The sequence below is a fragment of the Nocardia elegans NBRC 108235 genome (assembly GCF_001612845.1).
In the GTDB taxonomy this organism is placed as follows: Bacteria; Actinomycetota; Actinomycetes; order Mycobacteriales; family Mycobacteriaceae; genus Nocardia; species Nocardia nova.
In genome coordinates this window covers 101,269-119,746 of the sequence record NZ_BDBF01000013.1, presented here as the reverse complement: position 1 = coordinate 119,746, position 18,478 = coordinate 101,269, and the positions used below count along the sequence as shown (strand labels likewise).

General features: G+C 67.5%; 22 protein-coding genes. 14 read left to right on the top strand and 8 right to left on the bottom strand.

The window, feature by feature from the left end:
- Positions 1 to 91: 91 nt before the first annotated feature.
- From NE2_RS11385 to NE2_RS11375, 3 genes are all read left to right on the top strand, one after another.
- On the top strand, positions 92 to 973 hold the full coding sequence (locus NE2_RS11385) for a helix-turn-helix domain-containing protein (protein WP_063025897.1): 882 nt from the start codon (positions 92 to 94) through the stop codon (positions 971 to 973).
- Entirely contained in the window at positions 970 to 1,179 is a 210-nt protein-coding gene (locus NE2_RS11380) for a DUF397 domain-containing protein (protein WP_063025896.1), read from the top strand. Before NE2_RS11385 ends, NE2_RS11380 begins: the two co-directional genes overlap by 4 nt.
- A 67-nt stretch (positions 1,180 to 1,246) precedes the next feature.
- Entirely contained in the window at positions 1,247 to 1,645 is a 399-nt protein-coding gene (locus NE2_RS11375) for a DUF4870 domain-containing protein (protein WP_063025895.1), read from the top strand.
- Positions 1,646 to 1,769: 124 nt separating this feature from the next.
- Here the strand turns inward: NE2_RS11375 and NE2_RS11370 are convergent, their stop codons facing one another.
- From NE2_RS11370 to NE2_RS11360, 3 genes are read right to left on the bottom strand one after another with little or no spacing between them, the layout of a single operon-like run.
- A complete protein-coding gene (locus NE2_RS11370) occupies positions 1,770 to 2,195 on the bottom strand; it encodes a DUF2871 domain-containing protein (RefSeq protein ID WP_063025894.1) in 426 nt (141 codons plus the stop codon).
- 44 nt (positions 2,196 to 2,239) lie between these two features.
- Entirely contained in the window at positions 2,240 to 2,674 is a 435-nt protein-coding gene (locus tag NE2_RS11365; protein WP_063025893.1) for a DUF4267 domain-containing protein, read from the bottom strand.
- 58 nt (positions 2,675 to 2,732) lie between these two features.
- Complete coding sequence (locus tag NE2_RS11360) at positions 2,733 to 3,095, bottom strand: antibiotic biosynthesis monooxygenase family protein (protein WP_084493966.1); 363 nt, start codon at positions 3,093 to 3,095, stop codon at positions 2,733 to 2,735.
- Between the two features lie 79 nt (positions 3,096 to 3,174).
- Between NE2_RS11360 and NE2_RS11355 the strand changes: the two genes are divergently transcribed.
- From NE2_RS11355 to NE2_RS11340, 4 genes are all read left to right on the top strand, one after another.
- Complete coding sequence (locus NE2_RS11355; RefSeq protein ID WP_063025891.1) at positions 3,175 to 3,663, top strand: MarR family winged helix-turn-helix transcriptional regulator; 489 nt, start codon at positions 3,175 to 3,177, stop codon at positions 3,661 to 3,663.
- 246 nt (positions 3,664 to 3,909) lie between these two features.
- A complete protein-coding gene (locus NE2_RS11350) occupies positions 3,910 to 4,227 on the top strand; it encodes a DUF222 domain-containing protein (protein ID WP_063002454.1) in 318 nt (105 codons plus the stop codon).
- 180 nt (positions 4,228 to 4,407) lie between these two features.
- Positions 4,408 to 5,619, top strand: a complete 1,212-nt coding sequence (locus tag NE2_RS11345) for a GNAT family N-acetyltransferase (protein ID WP_063025889.1) — start codon at positions 4,408 to 4,410, stop codon at positions 5,617 to 5,619.
- Between the two features lie 162 nt (positions 5,620 to 5,781).
- Entirely contained in the window at positions 5,782 to 6,552 is a 771-nt protein-coding gene (locus tag NE2_RS11340) for a trans-aconitate 2-methyltransferase (RefSeq protein WP_063025888.1), read from the top strand.
- Between the two features lie 39 nt (positions 6,553 to 6,591).
- Here NE2_RS11340 and NE2_RS34910 read toward each other — a convergent pair whose 3' ends face one another.
- The gene (locus NE2_RS34910) at positions 6,592 to 7,167 is read right to left on the bottom strand and encodes a MarR family winged helix-turn-helix transcriptional regulator (RefSeq protein WP_146165293.1); all 576 of its coding nucleotides are present in this window, start codon (positions 7,165 to 7,167) and stop codon (positions 6,592 to 6,594) included.
- A 17-nt stretch (positions 7,168 to 7,184) separates the two neighbouring features.
- Here NE2_RS34910 and NE2_RS11325 point away from each other — a divergent pair, with 17 nt between their 5' ends.
- Positions 7,185 to 7,592: a VOC family protein gene (locus tag NE2_RS11325; protein WP_233429743.1), complete on the top strand. Its 408-nt coding sequence runs from the start codon at positions 7,185 to 7,187 to the stop codon at positions 7,590 to 7,592.
- Positions 7,593 to 7,718: 126 nt separating this feature from the next.
- Positions 7,719 to 8,156 (top strand): carboxymuconolactone decarboxylase family protein, encoded by a 438-nt coding sequence (locus tag NE2_RS11320; RefSeq protein WP_218018591.1) that lies wholly within the window; start codon positions 7,719 to 7,721, stop codon positions 8,154 to 8,156.
- Between the two features lie 107 nt (positions 8,157 to 8,263).
- Here the strand turns inward: NE2_RS11320 and NE2_RS11315 are convergent, their stop codons facing one another.
- The gene (locus NE2_RS11315) at positions 8,264 to 8,488 is read right to left on the bottom strand and encodes an FAD-dependent oxidoreductase (RefSeq protein ID WP_063025884.1); all 225 of its coding nucleotides are present in this window, start codon (positions 8,486 to 8,488) and stop codon (positions 8,264 to 8,266) included.
- A gap of 260 nt (positions 8,489 to 8,748) precedes the next feature.
- Here NE2_RS11315 and NE2_RS11310 point away from each other — a divergent pair, with 260 nt between their 5' ends.
- The gene (locus NE2_RS11310; RefSeq protein ID WP_063025883.1) at positions 8,749 to 9,444 is read left to right on the top strand and encodes a class I SAM-dependent methyltransferase; all 696 of its coding nucleotides are present in this window, start codon (positions 8,749 to 8,751) and stop codon (positions 9,442 to 9,444) included.
- Positions 9,445 to 9,508: 64 nt separating this feature from the next.
- On the opposite strand, the gene NE2_RS11305 is transcribed toward NE2_RS11310, so the two are convergent.
- Positions 9,509 to 9,979 carry a PRC-barrel domain-containing protein gene (locus NE2_RS11305; RefSeq protein ID WP_063025882.1) on the bottom strand — a complete coding sequence of 157 codons (471 nt, stop codon included), beginning with the start codon at positions 9,977 to 9,979 and terminating at the stop codon, positions 9,509 to 9,511.
- Between the two features lie 642 nt (positions 9,980 to 10,621).
- On the opposite strand from NE2_RS11305, the gene NE2_RS11300 reads away from it, so the two are divergent.
- Together NE2_RS11300 and NE2_RS11295 are read left to right on the top strand one after the other, a co-directional pair.
- A complete protein-coding gene (locus NE2_RS11300; protein ID WP_063025881.1) occupies positions 10,622 to 11,554 on the top strand; it encodes an alpha/beta fold hydrolase in 933 nt (310 codons plus the stop codon).
- Positions 11,555 to 11,824: 270 nt separating this feature from the next.
- Positions 11,825 to 12,688: an AfsR/SARP family transcriptional regulator gene (locus tag NE2_RS11295; protein ID WP_084493963.1), complete on the top strand. Its 864-nt coding sequence runs from the start codon at positions 11,825 to 11,827 to the stop codon at positions 12,686 to 12,688.
- An 11-nt stretch (positions 12,689 to 12,699) separates the two neighbouring features.
- On the opposite strand, the gene NE2_RS11290 is transcribed toward NE2_RS11295, so the two are convergent.
- Both NE2_RS11290 and accA read right to left on the bottom strand, forming a co-directional pair.
- Positions 12,700 to 14,058: an acetyl-CoA carboxylase biotin carboxylase subunit gene (locus NE2_RS11290; protein ID WP_063025879.1), complete on the bottom strand. Its 1,359-nt coding sequence runs from the start codon at positions 14,056 to 14,058 to the stop codon at positions 12,700 to 12,702.
- Between the two features lie 14 nt (positions 14,059 to 14,072).
- Positions 14,073 to 15,749 carry an acetyl-CoA carboxylase carboxyl transferase subunit alpha gene (gene accA / locus NE2_RS11285; protein ID WP_218018590.1) on the bottom strand — a complete coding sequence of 559 codons (1,677 nt, stop codon included), beginning with the start codon at positions 15,747 to 15,749 and terminating at the stop codon, positions 14,073 to 14,075.
- Positions 15,750 to 15,962: 213 nt separating this feature from the next.
- On the opposite strand from accA, the gene NE2_RS11280 reads away from it, so the two are divergent.
- Positions 15,963 to 17,231, top strand: coding sequence for a beta-ketoacyl-[acyl-carrier-protein] synthase family protein (locus NE2_RS11280; RefSeq protein WP_063012016.1), 1,269 nt, complete (start codon positions 15,963 to 15,965; stop codon positions 17,229 to 17,231).
- Complete coding sequence (locus NE2_RS11275) at positions 17,228 to 18,442, top strand: ketosynthase chain-length factor (protein WP_063025877.1); 1,215 nt, start codon at positions 17,228 to 17,230, stop codon at positions 18,440 to 18,442. The genes NE2_RS11280 and NE2_RS11275 overlap by 4 nt, the downstream gene beginning before the upstream one ends.
- The last annotated feature ends 36 nt before the right edge of the window (positions 18,443 to 18,478 follow it).

Genomic DNA, 18,478 nt, shown 5'->3' with positions numbered 1-18,478 from the left:
AACTGCACTAGTTGCATTACGATTCATGGCAACTCAAATCAGTGCAAATCATCTGCAATGATCCAATGACTTCCGTCAACGAGGTGGATGCATGCCCGCACAGACAACGACGCTGCCCCGTCGCCTTCTCGCCCGCCGCTTGGTCGAACTCCGCGAGACAGCGAAGCTGACGCGCGACAAGGCCGCCCAGCTTTCCGAGATCAGCACACATACGTTGTGGCGCTTGGAAACTGGCCAAGGCAGCCAAATCAAGAAGATAATCATCCGAGCCTTGTGCGATGTGTACGAGGCAACTGAGGACGACCGGACAGCATTGCTGTGGCTTGCCGAGCAGTCACGAAAGGAGGGTTGGTGGCAGTCGTACAGCGAGGAGATCGTGAACTATGTCGGCCTGTTCATCGGCCTCGAACAGTCGGCACGACGCATCACATCGTTTCAGCTGACATTGTTGCCAGGTCTGGTGCAGACGGCCGAATACCGGCGCGCGATTGCTCTCGCGTTCGATCCCGGCGTCACCGATGAGGAGATCGAGCGACACGTCGAGCTTCTGACCAAACGACAACGACGCTTGGAAGATTCGACCGATGACTTCACGCTGGATGTAATGCTCAGCGAGGCGGCGCTGCGCCACCACATCGGCGGTCGAGCAGTAATGGCGGACCAAGTAAGCCATCTGATCGATCTCGCCAACCGCCCCAACGTATCCATCAGCCTCGTGCCTCTCACAACCGGCGGCTACCTCGGTCTACAGGCCGGTTCGTTCGTGTTGCTCGAATTCCCCCACCACCCGAACCCGGCGCTCACCGAGCCGCCCGTCGCCTACGTCGAGGGCTACACTGGCGCTTTGTACCTGGACAAGTCCGACGAGATCGAGCAATACCGAGCAGCGGTTTCGAGCATCCGGAACGCCGCACTCAGCGCGACTGAGTCCAGGGCATTGTTGCAAGCGGTGCTAGAGGAGTACAGAGCGTGAGTGTCGACCTGTCCACTGCCCAGTGGTACAAGAGCCGGCGAAGCCACGGCAAAGACACATGCGTGGAGGTTGCGCATCTCAGCGATGGCACGGTCGGAGTTCGCGACTCCAAGAACCCCACCGGCCCAGCACTCATCTTCACCCCCGCCGAATGGGACGCCTTCACCACCGGCATTCAGAACGGCGAGTTCCAGCGACCGGCGTAGCAGTGACCGGCGGGTTCGCGGGGAAAGTTGGGATCGGTAGGGGGCGCGCGCGGCGTCTACTCACCTCATGACATTTTCTCAACCTCCCGCGAACCACCCGCAGCCCGCCGGCTTGGACAAGAAGACCAGCGCGATCCTGTCCTACGCGCTGGGCTGGCTCACCGGAATCATCTTCCTCTTCCTCGGAAAGCACGATCCCGATGTGAAATTCCACGCCTCGCAGTCGATCGTCTTCTTCGGGGCGGTATCGGTGCTGAATATCGTCTTGAGCATCGTCGGCTCGCTCCTCGGAGCCCTGGGCATCCTCTTCAGCCTCACCGGACTCGTCGTCGCGGTCTTCACGGTCGTCGTCTGGATCATGGCCATGGTCCAGGCGAACAACACCGGCGGTGTCCGCGCGGCGCTTCCCCTCGTCGGGAAATTCACCACCCCTTACGCCGATCGGTTGGCCAACTCGATCAACTAGCGGCGTATCCACATGGCGACGGATACGGCAGTCCGAAGATCAACGGCCCGAGACCATCTCGGGCCGTTGGCGTGCGCGGGGAACAGCCCGAGCATCCGGCCCGGCCGTCACCGTTTCGGTCGGGTCAGGCGGGGACCACCTCCTCGCGGCGGGCCGTGATGGCCTGGTGCACGGTGAGGAAGAACAGCACGAATCCGATGGTGAGCAGGACGTGACCGATGCCGGCCAGCTCCGACAATGGCGTGGATTCGCCGTGCCCGAGGACGGTCCGGGTACCGATGATCGTCATGCAGGCCACGGTCCAGAGGACAGCGGTGTTGTAGACGGCGAAGAACCAGCGATAGGCGCGGGTGTTCGACAGGGCGAGTTGATGTTCGAGCACCAGGACGATCAGGAAGAACAATGTTCCCAACGCCAGCAGGTGCGTGTGGACCACGGCGAGTTCGGTCTTGCCGGTGAACTCATGGGCCTTGGTGAGTTCGCGGTAGACCAGGCCCGACGGCAATCCGAGTGCGGTATAGCCGACGGCGGCCCAGTAGAGCTGTTTCATCGAGTCCTCGTTCGAATGATGGTGCGGTCGTTCGGGTGTAGACGTCAGGCCGACAGCTGCGCGGCGGGCGCTGGGGCGGTAGCCTGCTGGGCCTTGGGCGCCTTGCCGGTTTCGCGAAGGATCAGCAGGCCCGTGACCGCGATCAGCGCGCAGGTCGAGCCGTGGACGCCGAACGCGGTGACCGCGGAGCCGTGATGAGCCAGGACGTTGACCATGTCGCCGAACGGGGCGACGGCCGTCATCAGCACAACCCACCCCAAGGCGCGGCGCTGGCCGGTCATCAGCAGGATGCCCGTACCCAGGCCCATCGCGAGCTCGCGGCAGCCTTTCACGACGAGAAAGCCGTCGCCGTCGGGCAAGTTCGGCAGGCCGAAGCCCTGGGCGGCGGTCTCGGGGGTCAGGACGAAAGAAAACCCGAGGTAGAAGGTGAACAAAACGACAGCGGCGGCCAGGACGGTGTCGAGGTTCCGGCGTGACATGGTGGTTCTCCTGTGACATTCAGACGGTGAACTGTTGTCCCACAAGGCATCCGGTCCGCTAGGACAGCACCTCGCCGGGTCCCAGTTCGAGGGTGGGATGGAAGATCATCGGCCGGGCGGTGAGGTCGAGATCGTGCTGGATCCGCAGCGTCAATTCCCGCCACTCCGCAGTACCGAGTGCGTTACGCAGGGCGGTGCCGCTGTCCCAATCCCCGACGTTGACGAAGACCGCCTCGGCCGCCTCGCCGGCCGCCTGGAACATCCGGGTTCGGCGGAAACCGGCGGCGGCCGCCATGTACTGGGCGCTGTCACGCCAGCGCTGGAGGAACAGGTCCCGCTGAGCCGCGGGTACCGACATCGTGTTGATGACCGTGACCGGTGCGTCGGTGTCGGGCACAGAAGGAATGTTGGGGTTCGTCATATTGTCACGTTAAGTGACAATCACAATTTATGTCAATATCGTTAGATGGCAATCATGTTGGATTGCTAGTGTAAGTGTCATGACGAACCGGCCGCTGGACTCACGCGCGGCATTCCTGTTGTCGCAGATCGGTTTCCACGTGTCGTACCAGCTCACCGAGCAGCTGGCACGTTTGGATCTGGACCCGGCCCACTTCGCGGTACTCACCCAGCTGGCCGTCGCGGACGGTCGCAGTCAGCAGGAACTCGCGGATCTGCTACGTGTTCACCGCAACGCGATGGTTGGACTGGTCGACGAGCTCGAAGAACGCGCACTGGTGACCCGGCGGCCGCATCCGGCCGACCGGCGCGCGCATGCGGTCCACCTCACCGACAATGCCCGCGAGGTGCTCGAGTCGATGCAATCCGAGGCCGACGCACTGGAATCGGACGTTCTCGCACCGCTCGACGAGGCCGAGCGAGCCCAACTCCTTCCGCTACTTCAACGCATCGCCGCCCACGCGGGCCTGCCCGCCGGCGTACACCCCGGCCTGCAACGACGACGCCGCGCACGCCGAGCACCGCGGTGAACGCGGTCCGACTCGCGCACCGGGCGGGTCACCGCCACGCAGCCATGCACCCTTCTCGCCGATGGGCGCGCTCCGGGACGCCGGCCAGGCGAGCATTCACGAAACCGCGGCCCCGGCCACCCGATCCCCCCCCCGATTCCGGCAAATCACGCCCCGCACCGCCGCGCGCCTTACACCGCGAGAACATCGACGCGCTTGAACGCTGATTATCGAACAAATGTTCGAGCATGCGGTAGGCTGCCTCGCGTGAACACACATTCGACTGCATTGGCACCGAATGCTCCGGCACGGGGATGGTCGGAACTGGCCGATGTCGACTTGCTGCGTACCCTCGTCGAAACCGAACGCCGCCGGCGTCGATTGGGTGCGGCCATGGTCGCGGCCGTCGCCGAGGCCGAGCGCCGCGGTCTCGCCGCCGACACCGGCTACCGGGACACCGCGGAGCTCTTGAGCGATCTACTGCGGATCAGCGCCTCCGAGGCGCGTCGGCGAATCGAATACGCCGCCCCGCGAGCTCGTTCCCGCGCCAGAAAGGCGTGGAGAGCGATGGCGGCGGCAGGCTGAGACCGAGTTCGGCTGCGGGACGGCGGAATTCACCGTCGAACAGCTGTGACGCGGCGGTGCCACCAGAGTTTCGTGGCCGCCCCGCCGATCCACATCGCACTGATCCGCGGCGACGGCCCGCTAGCGTGGTCCGGGACGTGCGGCACACGACGCGCCCGCGCAGGACCCCGGAGGTGACGAATGACCAGCGGCACAGCAGCCGTCGAACTCGTGACGCCGACCGACCCCGGCGAGGTGCGTGCGGCGGGAGAGATCTTCCGCACCGCGATGGTCGGACTGCCGCCGCTGCCGGACGGCGCCGATGGACTGGTCGAGCCCGGGCGCACGCTCGGGGCGCGACTGGACGGGCAATTGGTCGGGGCCGTCGACTCCTACACCAGTTGGCTGGTGGTCCCGGGCGGGCAGCGCCTCCCCCACGCGGCGGTCACACACGTCGGCGTGCTGCCGACCCACACGCGCCGGGGTGTGGTGAGCGCGCTGCTGCGGCGTCAGCTCGCCGATATCGCCGAGCGCGGCGAAGTGGTCGCGAGTCTGCGCGCCACCCAGGGCGGCATCTACGAGCGGTTCGGCTACGGTGTGGCCGGCTCGTACGCGACGCTCGAGGTGGATCGGCGACAGGCCCGGTTGCGCGATACCGTTCCCCAGGGCGGGCCGGTGCGCTACCTGGACGCCGAGAGCCGGTGGGAGAAGCTGGCGAAACTCTATGCGGCCGCGGATATTTCGTGGAACGGCGCGATCGACCGGCCGCCGTATTGGTGGCGTTTCCAGGAGTTGGCCGCAGGCAACGCCGGCTGGACGGTGGTGCACGGCGACCCCGGCGCCGAGGACGGATTCCTGCGCTACCGCCCGTCGGACGGCACCGGCTGGCCGCGCAATCCGCAGCGCACCATCGTCGTCGACGACTGGGTGGCCACCACGCCCGCGGCCTATCGCGGACTGCTGCGGCATCTGCTGACCCACGACATCGTGGACCGGATCGTGGTGACCTTCGCGCCGGTGGACAGCCCGCTGCGGCATCTGTTCACCGATGAGCGCGTGGTCACCGTCGCCGGCGTGCACGACGAGACCTGGCTGCGGCTCGTCGATGTCCGCGCGGCGCTGCAACGCCGCAGTTACCGCGAGGCACCGGCAGTGGTCCTCGCGGTGACCGACGACATCCTGCCCGCCAACACCGGCTCCTACCGGATCACCGCCGACGCCGTCACCCGCGTCGACGCACCCCCCGATCTCACCACCGACGTGGCCGCCCTCGCCGCGGTCTACCTCGGCGGATCCACCTGGCAGCAACTGGCCCTCGCCGGCCGGATCGGCGAAAATCGCAGCGGCGCAATCGAAGACGCCGACAACCTGTTCACCACCACCTCCGCCCCGTTCGCCGGCACCTACTTCTGAAACCGGCGAGACGACCCAGGCGCCGGGCCCGCGCGGACGGGCCGCAGCCTCGCCGTCCAGTTGATCGCCCGGTCACTGCCACGATGACCGCGAGCCGAATCCACCCCTCAGCGCTAATATAACGCTCGTACGGTTTAGCACCTTCGGCGAGGGGAGCAGCCCATGTGGGATCCCGAGAAGTACCGCAGTTTCGGCGACCACCGTTCGCGGCCGTTCTTCGAACTGATCGCGCGCATCGACGCCGAGAATCCACGCCGGGTGGTCGACCTGGGGTGCGGGCCCGGGCAGCTGACCGGCGTGCTCGCTCAGCGGTGGCCGAAGGCGCGGATCGACGCGTTCGATTCCTCACCCGAGATGGTCGCGGCCGCACGGGAATCCGGTATCGACGCCGAAGTGCGCTCCGCCGAGGAGTGGCGGCCCGCACCCGATACCGACGTCGTGGTGACCAACGCGGTGCTGCAGTGGGTGCCGACGCATACCGAGCTGCTGCCGCAGTGGGTGGCGGCGCTGCCGGCCGGGGCCTGGCTGGCATTGCAGGTGCCGGGCAACTTCGACGCGCCCTCCCATGTCGCCATCCGCGAACTCGCCGCGCGCGACGAGTGGCGGCCACGCCTGGAATCCAGCGGCATCCTGCAACCCCGCGACGTCCTCGATCCGAGCGGCTACGCCGCGGTGCTCACCGCCGCGGGATGCGCCGTCGACGCCTGGGAGACCACCTATCTGCAGCGGCTGACCGGCACGGATCCGGTCCTCGAATGGGTGACCGGGACCGCTTTGCGACCGGTGCGCGGCGCCCTCGACGACGAGGAGTGGGCGCGGTTCACCACCCAGCTCGCCCCACTCCTGCGCGCGGCCTACCCCCAGCGCGCCGACGGGACGACCTGGTTGCCGTTCCGGCGAATCTTCGCCGTGGCGCACAAATCCGGCGACTAGCTGTCGAGCACCTCCCCCGGGCCGAACAGCAGCGTGGCGTCAACTCTTGTCGCTGGTCATCACCGCGTTGTTGACCGGGCAGTTGCCTTCGCTGCGGCCGCAGGCGTCGAAGTCGCAGAGGCGACACAGCCACGGTTGTGAACGGTCGTTGCCGCGGGCTGCGCGTTGTTCGGCTCTGGCGAGGGTCATCGTGGTCAGCATCGTGTCCACCGTTGCCGCGAGATTGTCGATCTCGTCCGCGGACAACGCGGACAGCGCACTCATCAGCGACTTCTCGCGCGTCCGGAGTATCCGTGCGGCCATGTCCCGACCATGCCGCGTGAGGCCCACGGAGACCGCCCGCCCATCCTGTGCGCCGCCGCGCTCGACGAGGCCTTCGGCGACGAGGCGGTCGACAAGGCGCACCGTGCCCGAGTGAGACAGGCCGAGAACGGAACTCAGCTGCGTGACCGATCCGCCGTCGAGGAACTGATGCATCGCGGCAAGGGCGGCGGCGGCCGACGGGCCGAGGGCCGCGACCGCTTCGACGGCGGTGTTCATCCCGTCGGCGACGACGAGACTCAAGGCGCCCAGAACGTTGGCTGCATGGTGAAGGCTTGACTGGGTTTGCGTCACGGACCTAGTTTATATGTGTGAGTCACACATATTCCACCGCGAAATCCGAGCACTCGACGGCGACGCTGTCGATGGTCAATATCGACAGCGCCGATCCGGCCGGGCTGGCGCGCTTCTATGCGGCCGCGCTCGGCTGGGAGGTCACCTACAGCGACGACAGTTACGGGATGGTCGAAGGCGACGGGGTCACGATCGGCTTCGGCAAGGTCGAGGGATTTCGGCCCGCGCAGTGGCCGGATGAGACCGGCGCCAAACGCTTTCACCTCGACCTGCAGGTCGACGACCTCGAGGCGGCAACCGAGAGGTTGTGCGCGCTCGGAGCCAGTCGACCCGACTTCCAACCCGGCGCCGACCGCTGGCGAGTGCTGCTCGATCCCGACGGCCAACCGTTCTGCCTGAGCCCCCGTCCGGCGGCCACACCGTAGCGCCGCGCCGTGTCCGATCTCGCGGCGCTGCTCGTCCAGCATGCCGAGGCGTGGCACGCCGGCGGTAGATGACCGGCCCGCATGGGCGCACACAACCAACTTAGGGACACAACCATGGAAGCACGCATGAAGAGCGTGGCGAATCCCGACTTGCTCACCGGAATCCAGCATCTGCACAAGGCAATTCACGCCGGTGGCGTCGATCCGCTCGTGCTCGAGCTGGTCCATCTGCGGGCCAGCCAGATCAACGGGTGCAGTCCGTGCGTGTTCGCCGGCGTCGAGTCGGCGAGGAAGCTCGGGGAGACCGAGCAGCGGCTGCACAGCGTAGTCACCTGGCGCGAGACCCCGTTCTTCACCGAGGAGGAGCGGGCAGCGCTCGCGCTGACCGAGGCCGCCACCCGGATCCAGGACGGCTCGCCCGGAGTGACCGACGAGATCTGGAACGCGGCCGCCGACCACTTCGACGAGAAGCAGATGTTCGCGATCATCCTGAACATCGCGATCACCAACTTCTTCAACCGGATCAACCACACGATCCGGGAGCAGGCCGGCAAGACCTGGTGAAGGCGGGCGGGCATCGTCCGTACGGATCGATCGCCTGCTCGACCACCAGCCGGGCGCAGCCGTTGTGGCGTTCGCCCGAGCACTTGCCGGGTCGCGGCATCAGCGGGTCATCTGCGCCGGACGCCCTGAGTCAGGTACTCGCGGACCGCGTCCACAGCACGCCGGGCGCTCTCGGCCGCGGATTCCATGGTGGAGGGCAGTTCGGTGCGGGTCCAGTCACCGGCGAGGAACAGGCCACGCACCGGCGTGGTCTGGTCCAGGCACAGGGATTCGAAGCCGGGATGCGCGGAGAAGGTCGCCTGCGGTTGGTGAATCACCCTGGTGCGCAGCACTTTCGCGGTTCGCGCCTCCGAATGGGGGTGAGCAGCGATTCGAGCGCCCGGGCCTCGATCGACGAGAGATTGAGTATCTATTTCACTCGTCCGCTCATGCTACGAGGAACCGGCACCGCACGCCGGGTTATCGAGTTACGCCCCGGAACGAGCCCCTACCGCACAAACCCCCTACCGCCCGCACCCCGGCACGCGGCGCGGCCGTAGCATCGAATGAGCTCCAACCATGTCTGATAGCCCCGACCGATCCGGAGGACATCATGACCACACCGAGCGATTTCACATTCGAGAACGCGTACCAGGGAGAGGGCGGCCCGTTCTCGGGCGCCAAACCGCCCTGGAGTATCGGCGAGCCGCAGCCGGAACTGAAAGCGCTTGCCGAACAAGGGAAATTCCACGGCGACGTCCTCGACGTCGGCTGCGGCGAGGCCGCGATCTCGCTGTATCTGGCCGAGCGCGGCTTCACGACGGTCGGTCTGGATTCCGCCCCGACCGCCATCGACCTGGCCCGCGCCGAGGCCGAACGACGCGGACTGACCACCGCCACCTACGAGGTCGCCGACATCACCTCGTTCACCGGATACGACGGCAGGTTCGGCACCATCGTCGACAGCACCCTCTTCCACTCGATCCCGGTCGACCAGCGGGACGGGTATCAGCGTTCGATCATCCGGGCGGCGGCACCGGGCGCGTCCTACTTCGTGCTCGTCTTCGACCGCAAGGCGTTACCGGCCTCACCCGAGGGGTTCGGCCCCAACCCGGTGACCGAAGACGAACTGCGCGAGCTGGTTTCGAAGTACTGGGTCATCGACGACATCCGCCCGGCGCGCATCCACGGCAACGATCTCCCCCGCGACGATCGATCACCGATCCACTTCGAGGACGTGCGCGACGAGCCCGGCGGCCGCAGCTCGGTTCCAGCCTGGTTACTGCAAGCCCACCTGGCTCTGGGCTGACAGCGCCTTGTCCCCCGGACGATAGGGCCGGGCCCGGTCCGGGCCCGGCTCACACCATCAGTGGTCAGCGTTCGTCCGGGTAACGGCGATCGTCGTAGCGTCCCGGATCGGTGACCTCCTGTCCCTCGTCGCCCAGGGAAGTCTGCCCGTACGCGCGGGCGTCGATGACCGGTTCGCGTTCCACACGGACCTCTTCGCGGCTGGTGGGCACGGTGACGGTCCGGTTCGGGTCGACGTGATAGTGGCGGAGCAGCTGTTCCTCGCCCTCCCGGCTGATGTGCCCGTTCTGTTCCACAGCGGGCGCGGATTTCACCATTTCCTTGTCCACATTCACCCGCAGCGCGTCGGACTGCGGATCGTGCTGCGCCCCGACCAGCGGAACCAGCGAATCGTGGCGGAACAGTCCCATGGACACCGACGCCCAGGTCGGCGAACCGGTTTCGTTGTTGACGTAGATGTTCTTGACCTTGCCGATCTTGTCGTCGTGCGAGTCGTACACGGTGCTGTCCATCAGAGTGTCGAGCTGTCCGGTCATGGTTGCTCTCCTCCTCGGTACGGATGGGATGGATTGGGAAATACGCCGGCGTGACCGGCTGTCGCCCCGGCAGCCCAGCATGTCCGGCCACACATCGGCAGGTACCCGGCAATCTTTCAGCAAAACCAGCGGGACGGGCACGAGATGCAATTCGATCGAGCTCGCAGTGGCCGTGTGGACCGGTGGCGCCCTGGCCGCATACGCCCCCGCGACCGAATCCGGCTTGTGGCACCGTCGAATCCGGTGGACCAGCCGCCGATCACAGGGGCAGCGTCCGGGGCGAGTGCCGGGCGCAGGCGCATAGCCGCCGGAAAGACGAACCGCATATCCGCAGGTCGGCGATCACCCAGCTACCGGTGGGCCGGAGGGTGACGATATCGCGTCCCCCTGTGGCACCCTGGCAGGAGTCGGGCCGCTTGGTGAGTTCGCGACCAGGGATACCCGCACCCCGCATCCATCGCACGCTGCGAACCCCCTGGCCACCAGCGGTTTCCGTCCGGTCCCGCTGCCGCGGACCTGGCGCGTCGCGCCCGCCGACAGGTGACGGCCCGAAGCGCCTCCGCGGCGCGTCTCGGTGGCGAATACTGATCGATGTCCCGGTGGCGTCATCACCGGGATACCGAGTGTGCTTGTGGAGTTGCGATGAGGCTGCGAGCTTCGACCCTGACCGTCCTCGCCGCCGCGTGTGTCGCGGCCGCCGCATTCGCTCCCGCCGCCGCGGGCCCACCGCTGCCGGGCACGGTGGATCTGCCCTGTGCGGCGACGACCCTGCATCAGGACGTCGCGTGGTATCGGCCCGCGGGTACGCCACGCGGCCTGGTCTGGCTGCAGCACGGCTTCGCGCGCACCGAGGGCAACGTCGCCGCACTCGCCGAAACGCTGTCCACTGCTGGGTATCTCGTCTTCTCCCCCAGCCTGCCGTTCGTGAACCTCGACGGCTGCACCCTGCAGAACCTCGGCGACAACACCGCGTTCCTGGATCAGGTGGCCCGGCTGTTCGCCACCGCCGACGATCCCACCGGGCCCCTCGCCACCTCGGCGACGCGCGCCGGAGTCGACCTGCCCGCGCTACCGCGCTCGTTCGTGTTCATCGGCCATTCCGCCGGCGCCGAAGCCGTCGAATACGTCGCCCATCGCCTGCACACCTCCTCTCCGGCCACATGGGCGAAGCTGCGCGGGCTCGTCCTGCTGGACCCGGTGAAATCCTTCCTCGGCGCCAATACCGATGTCGCACTAGACGACCTCGCCGCCACCGACCTGCCCGTCCTGACCGTCTCCGGTCCGCCCGCGCTGTGCAACAACTTCGGCAGCGGAACCACCGCACTGCAGGCACATCTGCATCGCCCCTTCCTCGGGGTGCGCCTCAGCACCGGCGAACACACCGACGCCGAAGGAACCTCGAGCGATCCGATGGGCGAATTGCTCTGCGGGACACCACAACCGGCAAACGTGGCAGCACTCCAGCACCTCGCCACCGGTTGGACCGGCGACTACGTCGACGGCACCACCGACTATCCGGCCGCCGCCGCGGCGGCCTTCGCCGAACACCTCGCCGAGCCCCTCACCGGAGCCTGACCGGAACCGGCGGACCGCTGCGGCCCGGCCCGGATTGCGCTCGGCGGCAATCGGTTCCGACGACAGGCCGCGCGGCCACCCGGTCGAGCGTCCAAACTATTGTTCACCTGCGAAAACATATGCGAGAATAAGACGGCCGTAAGGCGTTAACGGTATGATCACAGTGGGTTTACGGTCTCGCCACAATGCCCTCGGTACTCTGAAACGGTCTACAGCGACGTATGATTTCACGCTCACCGCACAGCAATTCATGCTATAAGGGGACGCTACGTGTCGAATCCTGTGTATGCCCGCGTTCTGGGCCCTTTGACCCTCGCCCTCGACAATCGCAATGCGACGCCGACCGCACAGAAGCAACGGCAATTGCTGGCCTTGTTGTTGATTCGGCATTCGACGGTGGTTCCGGTCACGACCCTGATCGAAGAGCTGTGGAACGACGATCCGCCGCGCAGCGCGATCACCGTCGTGCAGACCTATGTTCTGGGGATCCGGAAGAAGATGGCGCAATATCTGGATGTGGACCAGGGCGAGATCGCGGACCGATATCTCCGCACCTGGAGCAAGGGATATATGTTCGACGCCCAGGACTGTGTCCTGGATTTGCGTGACTATCGCACGATGACCGACGCCGCCCGCTGCGCGCTGAATGCCGGTGACGACATGCGCGCGGTGGATCTGTTCACGGCGGCCGAAGCGCTGTGGACCGGTCCGGCGCTGCTGGACGTGGAAAGCGGCCTGCCGTTGTCGGCCGAGCTGTCGCATCTGGAACAGGTGCGGCTGACCGACCTCGAGCTGCGAATCGAGGCGCAGCTGCGGCTGGGCCGCTTCCGCGAGGTCTGCCCCGACCTGGCACGACTGACCGCGGAACAACCCCTGCACGAACGGCTGCAGGCCTACTACATGTACGCGCTGTGCCGTTCCGGCCGGCGCCATCGCGCCCTCGAGTCCTACCATGAATTCGCCCGTTCACTGCAGCGGGAACTCGGCCTGGATCCCTGCGTGAAATTACGCCGATTACACAGTGACATTCTCAACGCCTCCGACGAATCGGTGACCCTGATGCTCGAGCGCCGCCATGCCGGATATCTGATCGGCTGGCAGACGGGCGCGCAACGTTCCGCGACGCCCGCCTGATCCGGCCGCTCTCATTCCGGGGCGGTACTCTCGAACATTTCTTCCACCAGGGCGGTCGTATGGGTACCGGCTCGGAATTTCTGCTGATCGAGGACGTCCAGCAGAAATTCTCGAGTGGTGCACAATCGTTCGCCCTCGACCCGGAATTCCGTCAGCGCCCGATTCATCCGCGCTATCGCGGCATCGCGATCGGGCGCCCACACGATGACTTTCGCGAGCAGCGAATCATAGTTCGGCGGCACCGAATAACCCGCCCGGATATGTGTGTCGACTCGGGTGAACGGACCGCCGGGCGCGGTGAATTCGGAAATCGTGGCGGGTGACGGCACGAATCCGGCCGCCGGATTCTCGGCATTGATCCGGCATTCGATCGCGGTGCCCTTCGGCTGAATGCGATCCTGCGTCCATGCCAGCGGTTCGCCGGCGGCGATCCTGATCTGCTCGGCGACCAGATCGATACCGGTGACCATTTCGGTGACCGGATGTTCGACCTGAATGCGGCAATTCACCTCCATGAAGTAATAGTTGCCGGCCGAGTCGAGCAGGAATTCGACGGTGCCGGCTCCGGTGTATCCGGCCGCGAGCACCCCGTCGACCGCGGATCGGCCGATCCGCGCGGCCAGCCCCTCCGGCAGCCGCGGCGCCGGTGACTCCTCCACCAGCTTCTGGTGCCTGCGCTGCACCGAGCAATCCCGCTCGCCGAGATGGACACCCGCGCCGAAGGTGTCACACAGCACCTGCACCTCCACATGCCGGGCGCGGTCGAGATACCGCTCGACATACACCCGGCTGTCGCCGAAGAGCATGCGGGCCGTCGCCCGGGTATCCCGGTAGGCGCGGGCGAAATCGGCGCCGTCGTGCACCACCGCCATCCCGCGCCCGCCGCCGCCCGCGACGGCCTTGATGATCACCGGATACCCGATCCTATCGGCGAGAGCCTGCGCCTCGTCGAATTCGAGAGCGTCGAGACTGCCCGGCAGCAGCGGCAACCCGGCCTTGGCCATCAGCGTGCGTGCCGACTGTTTGTCACCCAGCTCGGCCATGACATCCGCGGGCGGCCCGATCAGAGTGACCCCGGCGGCCCGGCAGGCATCGGCGAAATCCGGTGATTCCGAAAGGAATCCGTAACCCGGATGGATGGCGTCGGCGCCGGTGATCTCAGCCGCCGTCAGAATGGCGGCCGCGTCGAGATAACTGCGTTTCGCCGCGGCCGGACCGATCCGCACGGCCTCGTCGGCGAAATCCACGACCGCCGAATCGTGGTCGGCCGCCGAATAGACCGCCACCGTGCGCACGCCCATTTCCCGGCAGGTGCGGGCCACCCGCAAGGCGATCTCGCCGCGGTTGGCGATCAGAATCTTGTCGAACATTCGCGCCGCCCCTCTCAGGCCGCCGTGCGAGCGGCCACGGGGAGTCCGAAGCGACGGAATCTGGCCCGCCGCTGCGCCGCCAGTTCCTCACCGCTGCGCCCGATCAAGGCTTGCAGCGTTTCGGCCAGGGCGCGGTGCAGCCGCTCGGCCGCCGCGTGCGGCGCCAGGGCCTCGTCGTGTCCGAGCTCGGGCAGTACACCGTCGACGATGCCCAGCCGCAGCAAGTCGCGAGCGGTGATGTGCAGTGCCGCAGCGGCTTCGGCCGAGGCGCTCGGATCGTTCCACACGATGGCCGCACACCCTTCGGGGCTGATCACCGAGTAGACCGAGTCGGCCAGCATCAACACGCGGTTGGCGACCGCGAGCGCCAGCGCGCCGCCACTGCCGCCCTCGCCGATCACGACACTGATCACCGGCACGCGCAGGGCCGACATCAGGCGGATGTTCTCGGCGATGGCGACGGCCTGGCCCTGTTCCTCGGCGGTCGCTCCCGGGTAGGCGCCGGGCGTGTCGATGAGCGTGACGACCGGCAGGCCGAGCTTTTCCGCCAGGCGCATGAGCCGGGCGGCCTTGCGATATCCCGGCGGCGTCGGCATGCCGAAGTTGCGGGCCATGAGCTCCTTGGGATCGTGCCCCTTCTGCTGGCCGATCACCATCACCGGCTGGTCGCCGAGCCAGGCCGGTCCGCCGACGACGGCCGGACAGTCGGCGCCGATGCGGTCACCACGCAGTTCGAGGAATCCGTCGAACGCTAGCGCCACATAGTCCAGCGCCGTCGGCCGGGTGATCTGCCGCGCGCGGTGGACCTGCTCCCACGCCTGGGTCTCGGGCAGCGACTGCGGATCGGTGACGATGCCGGCCGCCGCACCCGGTTCACCGGTGGGATCGACCGGGCCCGCGATGCGCAGCAGCGAACCCAGCGTCGCGCGCAGGCTCGACCGCGGCACAATCATGTCGATGAGGCCGTGCTCGAGCAGGAATTCCGCGGTCTGGAACTGCGGCGGTAGTTCCTGGCGGATCGTCTGCTCGATCACCCGGCGCCCGGCGAAACCCAGCCGGGCGCCGGGTTCGGCGATCAGTACGTCGGTCAGCGTCGCGAACGAGGCGGCGACACCGCCGTAGGTCGGATCGGTGATCAGGCTGACGGTGAGGATGCCCGCGCGATCGAGCTGCTCGAGCGCCGCGCTGGTCTTGGCCATCTGCATCAGCGACAGCGGCCCCTCCTGCATGCGGGCGCCGCCGGAAGCGGTGACCAGCAGCAGCGGGATGCGTTCGGTCAGAGCGTATTCCGCCGCCACGGTGATCATCTCCCCCACCGCGGTGCCCAGGCTGCCGCCGAGGAAGCGGAAGTCCATGGCGACGATCACGACCGCGGAGCCCTCGATGCGGGCGGTCGCGCACACGACCGCGTCGTGTAGTCCCGTGCGCGCCCGCGCGCCGGCCAGCCGATCGGCATACGGCACGACGTCGTGGAAGTTCAGCGGGTCGTCCTCGGTGCCGGCGATCGGCAGCGGCTCGAACCGGCCCTCGTCGGCCAGCTGGCGCAATCGCTGCTCGGCGGACAGGGCGGTATGCCGGCCGCATTCGCCGCACACGCCCAGGTCTCGCTCGAAACGCTTGCGATACAGCGGAATCCGGCAGCCCGGGCACAGTACCCAGTCCGCGGTGTGGGAGCTTGGCGGCGTCTTCACGGGGTGTCTCCTGTGCTCGATCGGCCACGGTCAGCCGGACCGCAGCGTCCGGTGTGCCCAGGTTCGCGCGGCGCCCTCGAGGACAGCTCGATCGCGCTGCTCGAGCGGGGCTAGAGCGGCCCGCTTCACCCTGATCGTGATCTCGGGGACTTTCGGGACTCTTCGGCGAGAAGGGACAACAGCTGTGTACGCCAATGCATTCGGAGGTTCGTTATGAACCGTCGTGTCGTCGTGACCGGGCTCGGAGTACGTGCGCCCGGTGGTAACGGCAAGGACGAATTCTGGAAGTTGCTCTCGGAGGGGCGCACCGCCACCCGCCGGATCAGCTTCTTCGACGCCTCGCCCTACCGGTCGCAGGTGGCCGGCGAAGCCGATTTCGACGCGGCCCGGGAAGGATTGTCACCCAGGGAGATTCGCCGCATGGACCGCGCCGCGCAGTTCGCGGTGGTGTGTGCCCGGGAAGCGGTCGCCGACAGCGGCCTCACCGTCGACGCGCTCGATCCGCAGCGCGTCGGCGTCAGCCTCGGCAGTGCCGTGGCCGCCGCGACGAGCCTGGAGCAGGAATATCTGGTGTTGTCGGACTCCGGCCGCAACTGGGTCGTCGACGAGAAGCACGTCTCGCCCTACATGTTCGACTACATGGTGCCGAGTGTGATGCCGGCCGAGGTGGCGTGGAGTGTGGGCGCCGAGGGGCCCGTCGCCATGGTGTCCAACGGGTGCACCTCCGGGCTCGACTCGGTCGGGCACGCGGTGCAATTGATCCGTGAGGGCTCCGCCGACGTGGTGCTGGCCGGCGCCGCCGATACCCCGATCACACCGATCGTGGTGGCCTGCTTCGACGCGATCAAGGCGACAACCCCTCGCAACGACGATGCCGAGCACGCTTCGCGCCCGTTCGACAACTCGCGCAACGGATTCGTCCTCGCCGAAGGCGCGGCGATGTTCGTGCTCGAGGAGTACGACAGCGCCCGCCGCCGCGGCGCGCACATCTACGCCGAGATCACCGGCTACGCGACGCGCTGCAACGCCTACCACATGACCGGCCTCAAGGCCGACGGCCGCGAGATGGCCGAGGCGATCCGGGTGGCTCTCGACGAATCGCGGGTCGATCCCACCGCCGTCGACTACGTCAACGCGCACGGCTCGGGCACCCGCCAGAACGATCGCCACGAAACCGCCGCGGTGAAGCGCAGTCTCGGCGAGCACGCCTACCGCACGCCCATGAGCTCGATCAAATCGATGGTGGGGCATTCGCTGGGCGCGATCGGCTCGGTGGAGATCGCGGCCTGCCTGCTCGCGCTGCAGCACCAGGTGGTGCCGCCGACGGCCAATCTGCACGAGCCGGATCCGGAATGCGATCTCGACTACGTCCCGCTCACGGCCCGCGACCACCGCATCGACACGGTACTGAGCGTCGGCAGCGGCTTCGGCGGCTTCCAGAGCGCGATGGTGCTGCGCCGCCCGCAGGGGGTGCCGGCATGAGCGTCGTGACGGGAATGGGCGTGGTAGCGCCCAACGGGCTGGGCCTGGACCACTTCTGGGACGCCGTGCTCGCGGGCCGCGGGGCGATCGCACCGCTGACCCGCTTCGACACCACCGGGTTCGGCGCGACACTCGCCGGCCAGGTGGCCGAGTTCGACGCCGGCAAATACCTGCCGAGCCGGTTGCTGCCGCAGACCGACGTCTCCACCCGGATGGCACTGGTGGCCGCCCAGTGGGCACTCGACGACGCGAAGGTCGACCCCACCGCACTCACCGACTACGGCATGGGCGTGGTCACCGGAAACGCTTCCGGCGGTTTCGAATTCACCCACCGCGAGTTCAACAAACTGTGGTCGCGCGGCTCCGAGCACGTGAGCGTGTACGAATCGTTCGCCTGGTTCTACGCGGTGAACACCGGCCAGATCTCGATCCGGCACGGCATGCGGGGACCGAGCAGTGCGCTGGTCGCCGATCAGGCCGGCGGCCTGGACGCGGTCGGCCACGCCCGGCGCACCGTGCGCCGCGGCACACCCCTGGTTGTGACCGGTGGCGTCGATTCGGCGCTCGACCCGTGGGGCTGGGTTTCCCACATCGCGGCCGGAACGGTCAGTACCGCAACCGATCCCGCGCGCGCCTATCTGCCGTTCGACGCGCAGGCGGCGGGCAACGTGCCGGGCGAAGGCGGAGCCATGCTGGTCCTCGAGGATGCCACGGCGGCCCAGGCCCGGGGCGTGCCCGACTGTTACGGCGAGATCGCCGGCTACGCGCAGACTTTCGATCCGCCGCCGGGTTCGCCGCGCCCGCCGGGACTGCAGCGGGCCATCGAACTGGCACTCGCCGATGCCGGACTGCGCAGCGACGACATCGATGTCGTCTTCGCCGACGCCGCCGGCGTGCCCGAGGCCGACCGTGCCGAGGCGGCCGCCCTCGACGCCGTCTTCGGTCCCGGCGGAGTCCCGGTGACCGCCACGAAACCGCTCACCGGGCGGCTGTTCTCCGGCGCGGGCCCCCTCGACATCGTCACCTGCCTGCTGGCCATGCGCGACGCGGTGATCCCGCCGACCGTGGCCACCACCGAACTCGCCGACGGATGCCGGATCGATCTGGTCCGCGGCGAACCGCGCTCGGCCGACCTCGGCGCCGGATTGGTGCTCGCGCGCGGCCGGTGGGGATTCAACTCCGCGGTGGTCGTCCGCGCGCACCCGCGCTGACCCCGCAGCACAGCAATCGCACTATCCCTTCGAATG